This window comes from Vibrio algicola (genome assembly GCF_009601765.2).
Taxonomy (GTDB): domain Bacteria; phylum Pseudomonadota; class Gammaproteobacteria; order Enterobacterales; family Vibrionaceae; genus Vibrio; species Vibrio algicola.
The window spans coordinates 729,186-744,881 of sequence record NZ_CP045700.1 but is presented as its reverse complement, the minus strand read 5'-3'; the positions used below and the strand labels follow the sequence as shown (position 1 = coordinate 744,881).

Here is a 15,696-nt window from a genome sequence, read left to right as displayed (position 1 = left end):
AATGAAAGCAGCTCTAATTTTATGTGCAGCACTCACTCTTTCGGCTTGTTCTAGTGTGACTATTACTGATGGTGAGCAAGATGCCATTATTGGCTCAGATAGGACTCAAGATGGGTGCCACGTAAAAGTAAGTGATGACTTCAAAGGAAATGTGACATATCACTCAAAACGCTGTGACGTAACAATTTCAAAACCGATTTAATCCATCTTCAAATCAACTTTAAATACAGCTATAAAAATAAACAAACCCTAGTATTATGAACAATTCGCAGCGTGTTCACTTTACTAGGGTTTGCGTGTTCATATTTCGCGACGCGCTACAATGAGCTATGTAGTTGATGATAAGTTATAAGCAATCATAATTAAGGTATTTATATGAATCGCGCCGAAAATGAAGTTCTTGAATTAAAATGGAATGATACGAATATCCCACATAAATTATCGATACAAAAAAATGGGTTAGGGACTAAAATATTACTCACGATTGTTAAGGATATAGAGCCGCAATATTTATCTCTTGATCTTCACACAGATTATCAAACAATTAAAGATAACTGGTTAGGTGAGGCAACCGCAGTATCACCAGCCTATGATGATGGTATATTATTCAGCCAAACACGAGTTTTATTCAATGTTGAGAAGGGGTGTGTTCTATGGGGCGTTACCCATATTCAAATGTCGGATGGAAAAAAAATGTCTGCGGACACGTTATCTTTTATACCATCAGTCAATTCAGCAACTAATAAATTGATGTACAGTTAACCACTGGCTGATGCTTAAGTGACGGCAAAATATCAATCTCTTTTAAGACTGGGTTACTCGCTCATATTAAAAACGCCTCTCTATAAAAAGAGAGGCGTTTTTTTAAAATTTGAGTACTCAATTCAATATTGAGAGGTAACCGTAATTGAGGGAACTAGTTGATCTCAATCCATGTAAGCGCGGTTATAGCGATGAAAGAAACCGTAGTTCCAAACATTAATCCAAAGTGCATCATGTTACTTAGAGCTTTCTTTGTATTTTTGTTGACAATAAGTTTTGGAAGTTCATTTTTTAATGTAATAGCGTTCATTCTTGATCCCTAAATGTGACTTAAGTCACATTAAAGCACGTAAATTGAGCTAGATCAACTGAATATTCGCTCGAGATATACTTAATCATTAATTAATGTAACAACTCATTATCATTTGATGATTTTAACGAGTTTCACTACTGTTACCACCATTGTTATTTTGAAATACGGTCAAAAATCATATTGCCTAAATACTCCGCACTTTCGAGACTAAAGTGGTAAGGAGCATTTATGCCATAATGGCATACTTAAAAAGAATTCATGCGAGTCTACTAGTTATCTAATTCTATTTTCTTATTATTACGATAAAGCCGCATGATGGTAAATAAATTGACAGTCAGCAAAGTCGCTTCTAGCAATGAGCCACCAATCGATCCGACGATGATATTATTGGCAAGCCAGCACATCGCACCAACAATAAAGGCAATACGCATTTGTATGCCTTTGAGAAGAAACACAGCAATTGTGCCTAATATCGATCCTAGGATAGGTAATAAGTCTAGTGGCCCATTCGCAATCCATAGGCCTAAGGCAACGCTGACAATAATAAATATTGTCGCTGCAATTTTGGATGAGGTCCGTATTGCCGTGGCGGTACGCAAGAATGAAAGTAACGTACTGATGGCTGAAATATCAGAGCCGAGTAGGTAGAAATGCAATACGTTATTGAGCTGGAAAACCAGCATCACCAGCTTAAGTTTGCGATCGTCTTTTTGATAAAAGGTAGAAATTCCCAGAGCAAAGCTAAGAAAACCAAGCCATTGAGCGAAAGGTAAATCAAATAGATACTGCATTAATGATCCTTAAAGGGGATTCTAAGAGAGCGGTTATTTCTAATCTGTGATAAAAATCGATTATGTTCAGTGTGAATGAAGTGGTATACAGAATATCAATATTTGTTATACCAATTATAATACCATGTGGGTTTTAGACTTACACTCTAATTATTTATTTATGATCACAGTTTCAATAAACAAAAATGCCGACCAAGAAGGCCGGCAAAACTGAATAAACTAGGGGGTTTATTTTTTCTTAGTTAAAAGTATTAAGCTAGGATTTCACGTACAAATGCTTTGATTTCATCATTTTGACAGTTATCGAAGAAACACTGTTGGAAACGCTCGCCAGCCACGGCCGTTTTGACTAATTCAGAGTCGATAGCGCGTAGTGAATCTAAGTAGTTGTCTTTGTTAATTGCTGCTTTCACTTGGCTAAGAATGCCAGCATTTTGCACTTGTGGTGCTTTACGCTCTACTGGGTAACCTTCACCGCGTGGGTCGCTGAATGCTTTTTCAAAGATATAACGAGCATTTAATTCTGCCGCCCAACCAAAGCCTTTAGCAAACGCAAGCGCTAGCGCATTACCGTTGTTGATTTGGTTGAATAAAAAAGCATCGGATGGATCAAGACAGTAACCACATGCCACACCCGGGTGTAGGTTTAGTGACATCATCGCGCCTTGACCTGTTCCGCAACCAGCAACCACAAAATCCACTGCTTGAGAGTTAAGCAGTAGGCTCGCTTGAATACCAAGATGGATATAAGTTAGGTGATGATCATTTTCATCGCTCATGCCAACATTAGCAACAGTATGACCGAGAGGTTCAACCACGCTAGTCAGTTCATTCAAAATGGTTGCATTTTTACCCGCTTGGCTGTTTTCCATCATTAGTGCGATTTTCATTTTTGTTTCTCCAGTAAGGAATTTTTGAGATAAATTATCACCGCTTATCTAGTTGAAATGTAAGCAGTGATAGTTTGATTTAATTTATTGGTTGATAAAGTCTTTACGCATTGGGGTAAAGGTATCGAGTAGCACGCCAGCTTTTAAGCATGTGCAGCCGTGCATAATATTGGGTTCTTTATACAGCGCATCACCGGCTTTAACTACCTTAGTTTGATCGCCAATGGTGAACTCAAACTCGCCAGAAAGTACGTAAGTAACTTGCTCGTGTGGGTGATTATGTAATGCGCCAATTGCCCCATCTTCAAAGTACACTTCAACCGACATGACATTGTCACTATAAGCCATAATTTTACGCGAAACCCCGTTGCCGAGATCTTCTAATTTAACGTCTTTATTATAAACAAACATGGTATTTCCTTTGCCAAAGCGATATTGATGTGACTAATATTAGCGACATCAACAACCGCTTTGCACATTGTATAACAGTGAAAATTAACGAGCTAACCAACCGCCATCAACCGCAATAGTGTAGCCGTTAATGTAGCTTGCCGCATCCGATGCTAAGAAAACACAAGGGCCGGCAACATCGGCAGGTGTTCCCCAACGATCGGCAGGGATACGATCTAAAATGGCTTTACTGCGTTCTTCATCAGCAAGCAGTGCTGCGGTGTTATTGGTTGCCATGTAACCAGGTGCGATAGCATTGACGTTAATACCATGTTTTGCCCATTCATTCGCCATGGCGCGAGTGATACCCATCACCGCACTTTTTGATGCTGTGTAAGAAGGTACGCGAATACCACCTTGGAAAGACAGCATTGACGCGATATTGATAATTTTACCGCCAGTGTCTTGCTTGATGTATTGATTTGCGACCGCTTGAGACATAAAGAAAACGGTTTTTGAGTTGATGTTCATCACGTCATCCCAGTTTTGCTCTGAAAACTCAATCGCATCTTCACGGCGAATAATGCCGGCGTTGTTAACTAGAATATCGATTTTACCAAATTCAGCTACGGCAGCTTCGATAATGGCAGGAATATCATCTTGGGTGAGCAGGTTCGCGCGGACATCTAAGAATTTATATCCCGCATCATTCATTTTTTCAATAGTATCTGTTGGTGCACTGTAGTTAACGCCAACAACATTACAACCCGCTTGGGCTAACCCTAGTGCCATGCCTTGCCCAAGACCAGTATCGCAACCAGTCACGATAGCTACTTTGCCTTGTAGATCAAAAGAGTTCAAAATCATAACGTATCCTTAAATGCGGCTTTTTAGCCATTCAATTAATGTGTCTTGAGGTCAAGGCCTCGAGTAAGTGAAATAACAATATCAATTATGAAACGTCATTTCAATAAAAATTAAAGAGCTGTTTTGAAAAAGTGACCTGAATCGTATTTTTCATCTTGCAGCTGTTTGCGTTTCATTTTTTTTGAACTGAGCATTTCAATAAAAATGATAAAGAAGATAGAATGATTGCAATTGTAATAATAATGAATAAAGGTTACTCAAATGGAAAAAGCAAAACAACCGGATGCCGTCTCATCGGTAATGAAAGTCTTTGGTATTCTTCAAGCACTGGGTGAGCAAAAAAATATTGGTATTACCGAGTTGTCTCAACGCTTAATGATGTCGAAAAGTACCACTTACCGCTTTTTACAAACCATGAAAATGTTGGGCTATGTTGACCAAGAAGGTGAAGCGGATAAGTATTCTCTCACGCTTAAACTGTTTGAAGTTGGCGCTAAATCACTAGAATACGTTGATTTGATCTCGCTAGCAGATAAAGAAATGAGTTACATATCGGAGCAAACCAATGAAGCACTTCATTTGGGCGCTTTGGATGTTGATCAGATTATCTATACCCACAAAATTGACTCTGGTTACAACTTACGTATGCAATCACGTATTGGTCGCCGTAATCCTTTGTACAGTACAGCGATAGGCAAAGTGTTACTGGCAGAGCGAGAAGAATCGTTTGTACGTGACGCTTTAAAAGAGGTGACTTTTATTAAGCATACTCAAAAAACTCATGACAATGTAGACCAGTTACTTGCAGAATTAAAGCGAGTGAAAGTGCAAGGTTATGCAGAAGATAACGAAGAACAAGAACCTGGATTACGCTGTATTGGCGCACCTGTGTATGACCGCTTTGGCCATGTGATTGCCGGTTTATCGATTTCATTCCCGACCATACGTTTTGATGAAAGCCGTATGTCTTATTATGTTGGTTTGTTGCAAAATGCTTGTAAGAATATCTCCGAACAATTGGGATACCATGATTATCCAATGTCGGAAGGCAAATAAGGCATATTGATTTTTGCTTTATAACGTTGCATTGAAGCAGTGTAGCGTTTTTTGTTTATAATTTGAAAAAGCGGTTTAGCGGTTTCTTGGTCGTGAAAGCCGCTTTTTTTGTGCGCTTTATTAATTTGTATGATTTAATGGTGATATGCCCAAAGTAATTGAAGTTGCAGTGAGGCGGCAAGTAAACGAAACCCCATGAGCTTAGCTTGCCTAAGTGATTGGGGTGAGTTAGCGCAGCCAACAAAGCTGCAGCTTCAAGTAAGACTGGTATAAATGAAATTTTAGTCTAAGTATTCAAAAAGGCGATGCGCATGAGTCAGTCACTGTTACCGAATATTCATAACTTTATGGCCAATATCGATCCATTCGATAAATTGCCTGCATCGGTTGTTCAAGAAGTGGTGAGTAAAGTTAAGATCACTTATCTCGCCAAGGGTGAAGAGATCCACTTTAATTCGGATACACAAGAGCGTTTTTTGTATGTGATCCGAACTGGGGCGGTTGAACAACGAATGCAAGACGGTTCATTACGTGCACGCTTAGGTGAAGAAGACCAATTTGGTTTTACCTTTTTAGACGTATTAGCCGAAAGTGAAAATGGATACCGAGCGGTGGCGTTAACCGACTCTTTGTTATACATGATCCCACATTCAGTATTAAAACACTTTTTCGATGAACACCCAGAGTATGCCGAGTTTTTTGATCCTCGTGCTCAATCTCGACTCAATTCTGCGCTATACCATGCGATGCCTAATGGTAAAGGGCCGTATTATCGTAAAGTATCAACGATCGCCAGTGAAAATATCGCCATCGTTGATAAAACCGTCAGCATTAAAGCGGTAGCTAAATTGATGCAAGATGAAATGCGATCGTCTTGTGCTGTGATCAAAGATGGTGACGATATTGTGGGCGTAATTACCGACCGCGACATGACGACTCGCGTTGTCGCGCAAGGTATTGATACCCAGAACCCAATTACCGAAGTGATGACCACCAATCCGCAATTGATCGATGGTGATGCAACCGTATTAGAAGCCATTGCGATGATGATGCAGTTCAATATCCGTTGTTTACCAGTCGTCTACGGACAAACGGTGATCGGCTTAATTACTACCACGCATTTGGTGCATAATCATCAAACTCAAGCCTTGTTTTTAATCGAAAAAATTAAATATTCCAACTCGATTCAATCTCTGCAACATTTAAAAGACGAACGCTATGCCATTTTTCATTCTTTGATTGAAAGCCATGTGAACTCCAACATCGTCACCTCGGTGATGTCGATGATTATGGATGCATTCAACCGTCGGATTATTCAATTAGCAGAAGGTAAATTAGGCGCCGCGCCTTGTGATTATTCTTGGATGGTGGCGGGAACGCATGCGCGTAACGAAGTGCATTTATTGTCGGTACAAGACAGTGGGTTGATTATTGATGATGCTGCCAGCAGCGCCGATATGGCTTATTTCACCCATTTAGCCATGATAGTGTGCAATGGTATGAATACGTGTGGCTATCCTTTAGGTGATGGTCGTTATATAGCAGCAACGCCAAAATGGTGTCAGACGGTTTCGGGGTGGAAAGCACATTATCAAAACTGGGTAAACCGTCCAGATGATTATAAAGAGATAAATAATAATGTATTTTTAGAAGTTCGTTCATTGCATGGTAATAGTGATTTGGTGGGGGAGTTACAACAACATTTACACCAGTGCACTGCTGACAATAGCGGCTTTATTCCTTCATTGGTTAAGGATGCCACCGCCACCCAACCGCCACTAGGCATTTTTAATAATCTGGTGTTAGAGAAAAGCGGAGATAATAGCCGAACATTAGATATTAAAAAACATGCTTTAAATCTGATTGTCGATTTAGCCCGTATTTACAATCTGTCGGCACACGGAGATTTCACTGGCACCGAAGAGCGATTTAAATACGCTTTTGAACACGGATTGATGGAAGAAAGCACGTATAAAAACGCGATTGGTGCTTATCTTTTTATCACTCAAGTTCGGTTTAATCATCAATGTGAAGCATTAAAATTAGACTTGATCCCCGACAACCATATCGAACCTGACAGCTTTAGCAGCTTTGAGCGCAAGCACTTAAAAGACGCATTCAAGATCATCCATGAACTACAAGAGACGGCGACTTTACGATTTGGCGCGATTAAGCATTAAAAAATGGGATTTTAGATAAACTATTGAAAAAACAAAAAGGACGCATTGAGCGTCCTTTTAGAGGGGGCATATCAAAGAAATGGTTATTTAGAATAAATCTGAATCTACATTGTCGAAGTAGGCTTTATTTCCCATGCTCGAATTATCCCCAACAGATAGCATTAATTGTGATGGAGTGTTTGTAAGGTTTAAACCATTCGTCTCATTAATCGTAACTTTATTGCCATTAATTGTAACTGAACCGGAAGATCCATCCCAATCAAATTGGATGGTTGTCCATATATCGAACGGTAGTTCAAGTAATTTTTGGTCTATATCTGTAAATGCTGTTTTACCATTGTCTCCGCCTCTTAATGTTACACTTTTAGACGTTGTTGAGAGCATGACTTGAATAAAACTATTGTTATCATTATCACCATTACCTAGATTAACATAAATACCTTTTGTGCTTCCTTGATCTGATGGAATATAAACATCAACAGTAAGTGAACCAACTGCTACTGGATTCCCATCTACAAATTGACGTGTAGCTTTTGGTTTAGATCCATCTTTATCCTCTAAATAAAGTGAGTTAGATGGGCTATTTGAATACATAGAGCTAACTTGAGCTACAGATGAATAAACAGTATCATCTTCAGCGATAGTATCACTTTCAACCCATAAGTCATTTGCTGCACTTATATTTGTTCCATCAACATAGCTATCAAAATCATCGGTAGCACCAATTCCCTCTTTTTCATTAGCAATTGCTACAGCATCTTTAACTTCTTGATTTATCGCTTCATCGGTGCCTGTAAGATTACCAGAAATTGTACTGATAATATTTAACTTATCATCTTTAACGGTATAGCTTGCATCGTTTACATCTATCGGATTATCTAAATCAGATTCATAATAATTAAACTGCAACGTGCCAGCTTCTGGTTCATCAACATATTTAGTTGTGTATAACGTGTAATTACCAAAATCTGCATCATCGTTATAATAGTATTGAGCACCATCATCAGCAAAAACGTAAACATTCGGCAAATCAGCAGGGTTGGCTGTTGCGCCAGCGCTGTATGTTGATTTTGCATTACTAAGATCCCACCGTCTGAAAATTTCGATTTGAATTCTTGGTATTTAGGGGTGCCTATCGATTTAAATAATGATAAAAAATCTGACAGTATTTATGAAACTGAGTTGAATAATGGTTATGAGTTGGAAGATTATTTTTATACCCATCCAATTGATGGTGGTTTGGTATTTAGAGTTCCGGTTGATGCACCCAAAACGTCGAACGGAACCAGCTACACCCGTACGGAATTACGTGGCATGTTACGCCAAGGCAATAAGAACATTTCGACCAAAGGTGTAAATAAGAACAATTGGGTATTTTCGTCAGCGCCAACTTCCGAACAAACAAAAGCGGGTGGGGTTGATGGGGTATTAGAAGCCACTCTTGCCGTAAATTATGTCACAAGAACAGGCTCTAACTCCCAAGTTGGACGCGTAATTATTGGACAAATCCATGCTAACGACGATGAACCAGTCAGGATTTATTATCGTAAGTTGCCTGGTAACAATAAAGGGTCGATTTATTTTGCTCACGAACCACGAACAGGAAGTGAACAATGGTACGAACTGATCGGCAGTAAAAGTAGTAGTGCAAGTGATCCATCCGATGGTATCGCGTTGAATGAAAAATTCAGTTATAAAATTGATGTAAAAGGTAATAGTTTAACCGTATCAATTGCACGGCCAGGTAAAAGCACATTAAGTCGTAAGATTGATATGAGTAACAGTGGTTTTGATGAAAGCGGCCAATACATGTACTTTAAAGCCGGTGTTTATAATCAAAACAATACTGGTAATAGCAGTGATTATGTTCAAGCTACTTTCTATTCGTTAAAAGCATCCCATACGGGTTACGCTTATTAAGTGTGAGCATTGCTCGAAGATGTGAAGATGGAGTAACGACTCAAGCAGTGGTGACTCCATTTTTTTGTCTGTGATTTGAGTAAGTGTTAGCACAAATGGAAACCTAGTTAAAAACACATGATCAAAAAACGCCCTATCTTCTAATCGTGAAAATAGGGCGTTTTCAATGTGGATTAACTTATGAAAATTAAATATTAGAAGCTATAAGTTATACCTACACGGCTACGTAATTGACGTTGATCTGTTTTAGATGACACGCCAACATTACCGAATTGAACATATGGGCGCCAGTTACTGTCATTTTTGTAACCAATTTTCAGGTCATAATCATAACCTTTGTTGCTATCATCCCATAGTTTCCAATCATCCCCTTCATGGGCAATTTCATAGTTGGCTTCGAAACCAAGTTGGATCATGTTATTCCACGTGTAGTCTAAGTTATACGTAATTTTACTTTTTTGATAGGTATCGCCATTGTTTTTAGATTCAGTATAATCACGGAACTCATGGCGGTAACGTAATTTAGTGACAATGCCGTTATCAAACTTGTAACCAACACGAACTTGTGGTTTATAAGTGACGCTTTCATCACCAAAAGTAATTGGCATACCAGGTTCTACATACCAATGCTCATCAATGTTATATTTATAAGAGTATAAGAATTCAGAATCCCCACGCTCCATATCGTTGTAGCCGTAGTTGCCTTCTTTACCAGAAAACTTCATTTCAACACTGTAGTTGTGTTGACCAGTTTCGGTTTTAGTGCTGCCACCAATTTTAATACGGTCAGCATTTTGGTTATTACCGAATTTGTATTCGTGACGGTAATCTAAAGAAGCGGCGGTTGCGGTAACTGCAGTCGAAGCAAGCAAAACTGCGGAAGTGATGAGCACTACTTTTTTCAATTTTAACATTGTCGATATCCTATCGTTGTTTTTATGTTTTTACTAAAACGAGTCTCGCCGTCAAGCTGCTCGTTTCAGTTTACTCACTCATTTCTTAAGTGTTATTAGAATTAAGTAATACAAATATAATACCCGTACACAGAAAATATTTATGTGAAAAGGATCGCTTTATTGAATGATGTATAGGCAGTATCAATGCATTTGTTTTTGTGATTTAATCTTAAGTCTATGATTAGAAATGATTTATATTTTTATTTTGAGGTTTTTTTGAAATTTGCATATTTTTACTTTTGTTACAACTGTCACAAAGGCATTGGGGTTTGTGATCTTGATCTGCGAATTTTTTTGAAATCAATCATTGTGATACTGGATAATTGTATTATTTAATGTGTTAGGGTATAGTTTTTCGCCTCAAAGCATATTGATGTTAGATAGAGGGGTTGACCAAGCCATAAAAGAGGTTGGTTAGATAAGGGTTCTTGACTGGATTCGAGCATTTTCGAACTATCTCTATGTTTTTGTATTGATTTATCGAATGACACGCACTTTAATACGAGGTTACTAACGGTTAGATATCGACGAGCTTATACTTTTGTATCTATACCTACATAGCTAGGTAAGCGGGTGTAAAAGATAAGCTGTTTAACATTAGAGACATTTCGTATGACCCAGTAGCAGTTTGTTACTGGGTTTTTTCTTTAATAGTCATACAAAATGTGATTTTAAAGCTCTTGAAGATATGTTGGCCAAATGTTGTGATGCATGCTTAAATGAATGCCTTTCCTCTTATTATACGTAAAAATTGATTTTTATCATGATTTGGTGTCAATTCGACCATTTGCGTGAGATTTATTGAGCCAGATCACTTGTCCTACAAATAAGATGGCTAGAATGTCGATAAACGTCACGCAATGGCAATATTGTAGTACAAATGGCGTGAAAATTTTGTATAGTGCAACTGTATTTAAAACTTAATAATAAAAAGGTGACAAGAATGGATCTTAATACAGTCATTGTCGGAATCTATTTCCTCTTTCTAATCGCGATTGGATGGATGTTCCGCACATTTACAAGCAGCACCAGTGATTACTTCCGTGGGGGCGGTAATATGCTCTGGTGGATGGTTGGCGCAACCGCCTTTATGACACAATTTAGTGCGTGGACATTTACTGGTGCCGCAGGTAAAGCATACAACGATGGTTCTGCCGTTGCGATTATCTTTATTGCTAACGCCTTCGGTTATTTGATGAACTACTTATACTTCGCTCCGAAATTCCGCCAATTGCGCGTAATTACGGTTATCGAAGCTATTCGTATGCGTTTTGGCCGTGTTAATGAGCAAGTATTTACTTGGTCGAGCATGCCTAACAGCGTAATTTCTGCAGGTATCTGGTTAAACGGTCTTGCAATCATTGCTTCTGGTATCTTCGGTTTCGATATGAACACCACCATTATCCTAACGGGTTTAGTGGTATTGGTTATGTCGGTAACAGGTGGTTCTTGGGCGGTTATCGCATCTGATTTCATGCAAATGGTTATCATCATGGCGGTAACGGTTACTGCGGCAGTCGTTGCTGTTTACCAAGGTGGCGGTGTTTCTGAAATCATTTCAAACTTCCCGACTGAACGAATCGTTGATGGCACTACTACTACTGGTACATTCATCGCTGGCTTCAACCTAAATTACTTAAGCATCTTTAGTATTTGGGCTGTGTTCATCTTTATTAAACAATTTAGTATTACTAACAACATGTTGAACTCTTACCGCTACCTAGCAGCGAAAGATTCAAACAATGCTCGTAAAGCGGCGCTTCTTGCTTGTGTACTAATGACTATTGGTCCAATCATTTGGTTCATGCCAAGCTGGTTCATTGCTGGTCAAGGTGTTGATCTTGCAGCGCAATACCCAGAGGCAGGTAGTAAAGCGGCTGATTTCGCTTACCTTTACTTTGTTCAAGAATACATGCCAGTAGGTATGGTGGGTCTGTTAATTGCTGCGATGTTTGCTGCAACCATGTCTTCTATGGATTCAGGTCTTAACCGTAACTCAGGTATCTTTGTTAAGAACTTCTACCAAGCAATCTTACGTAAAGATGCATCAGAAAAAGAATTAGTACTGGTTTCTAAAATCACGTCTACCTTCTTCGGTATTGCTATCATCATGGTTGCCTTGTTCATTAACTCACTGAAAGGTCTGAGCTTATTTGACACCATGATGTACGTTGGTGCCTTGATTGGCTTCCCAATGACGATTCCTGCATTCCTTGGCTTCTTTATTCGTAAGACTCCGGATTGGGCTGGTTGGGGTACGTTAGTGGTTGGTGGTATCGTGTCTTACTACGTAGGCTTTGTTATCACTGCGGATCACGTACAAAACTGGTTCAACTTAGACATTGCTTTCACTGGTCGTGAATGGTCAGACTTGAAAGTTGCACTTGGTCTGATTGCACACATGGTATTAACGGGTGGCTTCTTCATGCTATCTACCTTGTTCTACAAACCTCTTGCAGAGCACCGTGAAAAAGATGTTGATTTATTCTTCAGCAACTTGGCAACGCCGCTTGTATCTGAAGGTACAGAGCAACAGAACCTTGATAACAAACAACGTCGCATGCTTGGTACGCTAATCAGTGTTGCTGGTGTAGGTGTAATGACAATGTTTGTTCTACCTAACCCATTCTGGGGACGTATGATCTTCGTTCTTTGTGGTGTGATTGTTCTTGCGGTAGGTCTCCTACTTGTGAAAGCGGTAGATACCAAAGTAGAAGATGCACAAATTGAAGCTGAAAATAAATAACGCTTAATGATTTGATGCACACAAACAAAAAGTAACACCGTAAATAAAGAAACGAGCTTAGCGAACTAGAAATAGTCAGCGGCTCGTTTTTCTTATTTCGTCAAGTTAGGGTTATTGTTTTGATGCCCAAGGATTCAAATAATAAGAATGGATAACATGAGTAATCTAACTTGTGATAAGTTGATCTACTCTATACGTTTTTCTCGATGAAGATGGTTTGATATAAAAGGGTTGAACATGCTGCAATATATGAAGTCTGTGTTAAAAAAAATCAGTTCGACCAAGCATCATTTTCATCCGATCAACCAACTAGAACAACAACGTCGTGATTTAGTTATTCCTGAAGGTTGCCCGCATGAATTACGTCGTTTGCTGTTAACGCCATTGCCTAAAATGAATAAGCCTTTGCAAGAGCTCGATTTTTTAGTATTGGATTTTGAAACCACAGGGATCGATTTCGACAAAGACAGTCTATTGAGTGTGGGCAGTGTGAGTATTATAGGCGGTCGTATCGATATGGAAACGGCGGCGCATTGCTATGTAGACGATAACCAGAAGATAAAGGCTGCCAGTGCGGTGGTCAATCATATTACCCCTCAAATGCTACTTGAAGGTGAACAACTGGACGAAGCAATGAATCGTCTGTTTGTTAAAATGACCGGAAAAGTGGTAATTGCGCATGGCGCAGTGATTGAACGCAGTTTTATTCAAACCTACCTATTAAAACGTTACCAGTTAAATGCTTTCCCGATCATTTGGTTAGATACCTTAAAAATTGAAAAACATTTGGTGTATCACGATCAATCGGAACGGGTAGAATTGCAACTCAATGATGTACGTAAGCGCTACAATTTACCGCCATATTCAGCGCATAATGCGTTAGTCGATGCACTGTCAACTGCAGAATTATACCTTGCTCAAAAAGTGAAAATCTTTAGCGGTAAACACAATAAAGCGCAAGTTGGACAGTTGTATTGTCGCGCCACTTGCCGCCTTTAATGTTTCTTGTTTTTGATCTTTCTTATTTGATGAAGAGCGGCCTTGAAAAAACCGCGGCTATGGTTTTTTATGTACGCGAGTGACTAAAAAGATTCCGCTACACACTAATATAAGAGCGATAAGGTTCTTCCATTCTAATACTGTTTCATGCAGAAATATGGCCGACAACAAACTGCCAAAAATTGGGATCAAGAAATTAAAAATGGTGATCATACCGACCGAATGGTATTTTAATAAGATACTCCAAATTGCGAAAGAGGCAGAAGACAGTAACGCCATGTAAATCATCAGTAACATAGTTTCAGCATGGAACTCACCACTGTGACCGGCTTTGTTGCGTAATTCAAATTTAGAGGTGACAACACTAGAATGGTATTATTTCAATCAATTCGGTAAGTTTTAGGCATACCTAGCCCTGTCAGTTTATTTAAAGCTTTGATCATTGCGTAAGCTTCCCCAACTTGGGCATTATAATTTCTTAAGCTGAGTGTTCCGCCCAATAGCTTTTTCACTCGATGCATTGCCGTTTCTGAAATTGACCTTTTATGATACCCAAACCGTGTTTTCCACTGCTTATTAGAACCATAAAACTGTTGAAACCCGACGGATAAATTTCGTGGATGTCCCTTTTCCCAAAAGACTGCACCAAGTCTTGGGGGCACAAGTGGGGTGGCTTTTTTGATACGAATGGCTTCATAGCATTGTGGAGTATCGTAAGCACCATCGCCTGATACTTTTAAGATCTTTCGACGTGTTTGCTTTAGTAAATTAGGTAGAACGTCTCCGTCACTGACATTCGAGAAAGTGCGTTCTGCCGCAATAATTTCATGATTAACGACATCAACACCTATATGTAACTTACGCCAGATCCGGCGCTTCCCATCAGTTCCATGTTTCCTGACTTTCCATTCACCCTCGCCGTAAACCTTGAGGCCAGTAGAATCAATGGCTAAGTGTTGTATCGTGCCACGAGCTTTCGTTTTGAATGAGACTTCAACCTCTTTAGCCCTACGACTAATACAAGAATAATGAGGGCAAGTGAGCGGGACATTAGCAAGTTGAAATACAGAATCAATAAATCCCTGCAATGCCCTTAAGGGCATTGAAAATATACGTTTTACCATAAGCGCTGTTGTTATTGCTAAATCACTGAAAATACGAGGTCTACCACGCAGCCCTTGTTTAGCTTCTTTCCATTCTTGGATAGCTTCTTCATCAATCCAGAAAGTCAGTGAACCACGTTTAATCAGTGATTGATTATATAACTTCCAGTTTTTGGTCTTATAACGAGGTTTTGGCATGAATATCGATGGTTTAGTGGGGAGTAAACGATCTGATCGTCAGTTTCACATTTAGTTCCATCGAATTACGCAACAAAGCCTTAGAAATCAGCGACTATGACTTTCCGACGCAAGTGCAGCGCGACCAACTCAAAGCGATATTAACGCAACAAGTGGCGCGGTATCCTCAGCCTTTAATGGTGAGTCTATATCTATCAGGTCAATTTCCGCCTAAAAAGGTGGCGGAATGGACTCAAGAGCTAAGTGACATTGGATTAACGGTTTATGTACAAGATGGAGCCGGTACCGAGGCCCTATCTCAGGACATAATGGCGTCTTATTATGAATTATTTACCTGTAATATAGGTGAAATAAGAGAGATATTTAAACAAGATCAAGCGTCGACGGAATTTAAGGCCAGCAAACTCAGTCTAATTGAGTATCAAAAAATTCGAAAAGAGCAAAGCTGCAGGCAATCGTTACTTTTTTCTTTGCGTTATATGCCCATTGAAAATAATCCGTTCTCCTTAGTGCAATAATGTGTTG

The 15,696-nt window shown here is 39.3% G+C and carries 16 protein-coding genes; 8 read left to right on the top strand and 8 right to left on the bottom strand.

Going from position 1 to position 15,696, the window contains the following annotated elements; all coding sequences use genetic code 11:
- The first annotated feature begins 1 nt into the window (after window position 1).
- Both GFB47_RS15165 and GFB47_RS15160 read left to right on the top strand, forming a co-directional pair.
- Entirely contained in the window at window positions 2–202 is a 201-nt protein-coding gene (locus tag GFB47_RS15165) for a hypothetical protein (protein WP_153448491.1), read from the top strand.
- Between the two features lie 173 nt (window positions 203–375).
- A complete protein-coding gene (locus tag GFB47_RS15160) occupies window positions 376–762 on the top strand; it encodes a hypothetical protein (protein ID WP_153448854.1) in 387 nt (128 codons plus the stop codon).
- Between the two features lie 582 nt (window positions 763–1,344).
- On the opposite strand, the gene GFB47_RS15155 is transcribed toward GFB47_RS15160, so the two are convergent.
- From GFB47_RS15155 to kduD, 4 genes are all read right to left on the bottom strand, one after another.
- Complete coding sequence (locus tag GFB47_RS15155; protein WP_153448853.1) at window positions 1,345–1,866, bottom strand: YgjV family protein; 522 nt, start codon at window positions 1,864–1,866, stop codon at window positions 1,345–1,347.
- Window positions 1,867–2,117: 251 nt separating this feature from the next.
- The gene (locus GFB47_RS15150; RefSeq protein ID WP_153448852.1) at window positions 2,118–2,756 is read right to left on the bottom strand and encodes an RpiB/LacA/LacB family sugar-phosphate isomerase; all 639 of its coding nucleotides are present in this window, start codon (window positions 2,754–2,756) and stop codon (window positions 2,118–2,120) included.
- A gap of 84 nt (window positions 2,757–2,840) precedes the next feature.
- Window positions 2,841–3,167 carry a cupin domain-containing protein gene (locus GFB47_RS15145; protein WP_153448851.1) on the bottom strand — a complete coding sequence of 109 codons (327 nt, stop codon included), beginning with the start codon at window positions 3,165–3,167 and terminating at the stop codon, window positions 2,841–2,843.
- An 84-nt stretch (window positions 3,168–3,251) separates the two neighbouring features.
- Complete coding sequence (kduD, locus tag GFB47_RS15140; RefSeq protein WP_153448850.1) at window positions 3,252–4,013, bottom strand: 2-dehydro-3-deoxy-D-gluconate 5-dehydrogenase KduD; 762 nt, start codon at window positions 4,011–4,013, stop codon at window positions 3,252–3,254.
- 261 nt (window positions 4,014–4,274) lie between these two features.
- On the opposite strand from kduD, the gene kdgR reads away from it, so the two are divergent.
- Together kdgR and GFB47_RS15130 are read left to right on the top strand one after the other, a co-directional pair.
- Window positions 4,275–5,069 (top strand): DNA-binding transcriptional regulator KdgR, encoded by a 795-nt coding sequence (gene kdgR, locus GFB47_RS15135; protein ID WP_178306531.1) that lies wholly within the window; start codon window positions 4,275–4,277, stop codon window positions 5,067–5,069.
- A 311-nt stretch (window positions 5,070–5,380) separates the two neighbouring features.
- A complete protein-coding gene (locus GFB47_RS15130; protein WP_153448848.1) occupies window positions 5,381–7,249 on the top strand; it encodes a putative nucleotidyltransferase substrate binding domain-containing protein in 1,869 nt (622 codons plus the stop codon).
- A gap of 87 nt (window positions 7,250–7,336) precedes the next feature.
- Here the strand turns inward: GFB47_RS15130 and GFB47_RS15125 are convergent, their stop codons facing one another.
- A complete protein-coding gene (locus GFB47_RS15125) occupies window positions 7,337–8,278 on the bottom strand; it encodes a hypothetical protein (protein WP_153448847.1) in 942 nt (313 codons plus the stop codon).
- A 78-nt stretch (window positions 8,279–8,356) separates the two neighbouring features.
- Between GFB47_RS15125 and GFB47_RS15120 the strand changes: the two genes are divergently transcribed.
- Window positions 8,357–9,169, top strand: a complete 813-nt coding sequence (locus tag GFB47_RS15120; RefSeq protein WP_225874329.1) for a polysaccharide lyase family 7 protein — start codon at window positions 8,357–8,359, stop codon at window positions 9,167–9,169.
- A gap of 194 nt (window positions 9,170–9,363) precedes the next feature.
- Here the strand turns inward: GFB47_RS15120 and GFB47_RS15115 are convergent, their stop codons facing one another.
- The gene (locus GFB47_RS15115; protein WP_153448845.1) at window positions 9,364–10,083 is read right to left on the bottom strand and encodes an oligogalacturonate-specific porin KdgM family protein; all 720 of its coding nucleotides are present in this window, start codon (window positions 10,081–10,083) and stop codon (window positions 9,364–9,366) included.
- 985 nt (window positions 10,084–11,068) lie between these two features.
- Between GFB47_RS15115 and GFB47_RS15110 the strand changes: the two genes are divergently transcribed.
- On the top strand, window positions 11,069–12,871 hold the full coding sequence (locus tag GFB47_RS15110; RefSeq protein ID WP_153448844.1) for a sodium:solute symporter family transporter: 1,803 nt from the start codon (window positions 11,069–11,071) through the stop codon (window positions 12,869–12,871).
- A gap of 237 nt (window positions 12,872–13,108) precedes the next feature.
- Window positions 13,109–13,870 carry an exonuclease domain-containing protein gene (locus GFB47_RS15105; RefSeq protein WP_153448843.1) on the top strand — a complete coding sequence of 254 codons (762 nt, stop codon included), beginning with the start codon at window positions 13,109–13,111 and terminating at the stop codon, window positions 13,868–13,870.
- Window positions 13,871–13,927: 57 nt separating this feature from the next.
- On the opposite strand, the gene GFB47_RS15100 is transcribed toward GFB47_RS15105, so the two are convergent.
- Together GFB47_RS15100 and GFB47_RS15095 are read right to left on the bottom strand one after the other, a co-directional pair.
- Window positions 13,928–14,167 carry an EamA family transporter gene (locus tag GFB47_RS15100; protein ID WP_153448842.1) on the bottom strand — a complete coding sequence of 80 codons (240 nt, stop codon included), beginning with the start codon at window positions 14,165–14,167 and terminating at the stop codon, window positions 13,928–13,930.
- A gap of 83 nt (window positions 14,168–14,250) precedes the next feature.
- Complete coding sequence (locus tag GFB47_RS15095; protein ID WP_153448841.1) at window positions 14,251–15,171, bottom strand: IS5 family transposase; 921 nt, start codon at window positions 15,169–15,171, stop codon at window positions 14,251–14,253.
- Window positions 15,172–15,284: 113 nt separating this feature from the next.
- On the opposite strand from GFB47_RS15095, the gene GFB47_RS15090 reads away from it, so the two are divergent.
- Window positions 15,285–15,689, top strand: coding sequence for an alpha-amylase family protein (locus GFB47_RS15090; protein ID WP_153448840.1), 405 nt, complete (start codon window positions 15,285–15,287; stop codon window positions 15,687–15,689).
- The last annotated feature ends 7 nt before the right edge of the window (window positions 15,690–15,696 follow it).

Bases quoted from the DNA above. Each gene is read 5' to 3' on its own strand.
- kdgR (WP_178306531.1), top strand. From the start codon at position 4,275: ATGGAAAAAGCAAAACAACCGGATGCCGTCTCATCGGTAATGAAAGTC.
- GFB47_RS15145 (WP_153448851.1), bottom strand. From the start codon at position 3,167: ATGTTTGTTTATAATAAAGACGTTAAATTAGAAGATCTCGGCAACGGG.
- GFB47_RS15130 (WP_153448848.1), top strand. From the start codon at position 5,381: ATGAGTCAGTCACTGTTACCGAATATTCATAACTTTATGGCCAATATC.
- GFB47_RS15150 (WP_153448852.1), bottom strand. From the start codon at position 2,756: ATGAAAATCGCACTAATGATGGAAAACAGCCAAGCGGGTAAAAATGCA.
- GFB47_RS15100 (WP_153448842.1), bottom strand. From the start codon at position 14,167: ATGTTACTGATGATTTACATGGCGTTACTGTCTTCTGCCTCTTTCGCA.
- GFB47_RS15115 (WP_153448845.1), bottom strand. From the start codon at position 10,083: ATGTTAAAATTGAAAAAAGTAGTGCTCATCACTTCCGCAGTTTTGCTT.
- GFB47_RS15105 (WP_153448843.1), top strand. From the start codon at position 13,109: ATGCTGCAATATATGAAGTCTGTGTTAAAAAAAATCAGTTCGACCAAG.
- GFB47_RS15160 (WP_153448854.1), top strand. From the start codon at position 376: ATGAATCGCGCCGAAAATGAAGTTCTTGAATTAAAATGGAATGATACG.
- kduD (WP_153448850.1), bottom strand. From the start codon at position 4,013: ATGATTTTGAACTCTTTTGATCTACAAGGCAAAGTAGCTATCGTGACT.
- GFB47_RS15165 (WP_153448491.1), top strand. From the start codon at position 2: ATGAAAGCAGCTCTAATTTTATGTGCAGCACTCACTCTTTCGGCTTGT.
- GFB47_RS15095 (WP_153448841.1), bottom strand. From the start codon at position 15,171: ATGCCAAAACCTCGTTATAAGACCAAAAACTGGAAGTTATATAATCAA.
- GFB47_RS15110 (WP_153448844.1), top strand. From the start codon at position 11,069: ATGGATCTTAATACAGTCATTGTCGGAATCTATTTCCTCTTTCTAATC.
- GFB47_RS15155 (WP_153448853.1), bottom strand. From the start codon at position 1,866: ATGCAGTATCTATTTGATTTACCTTTCGCTCAATGGCTTGGTTTTCTT.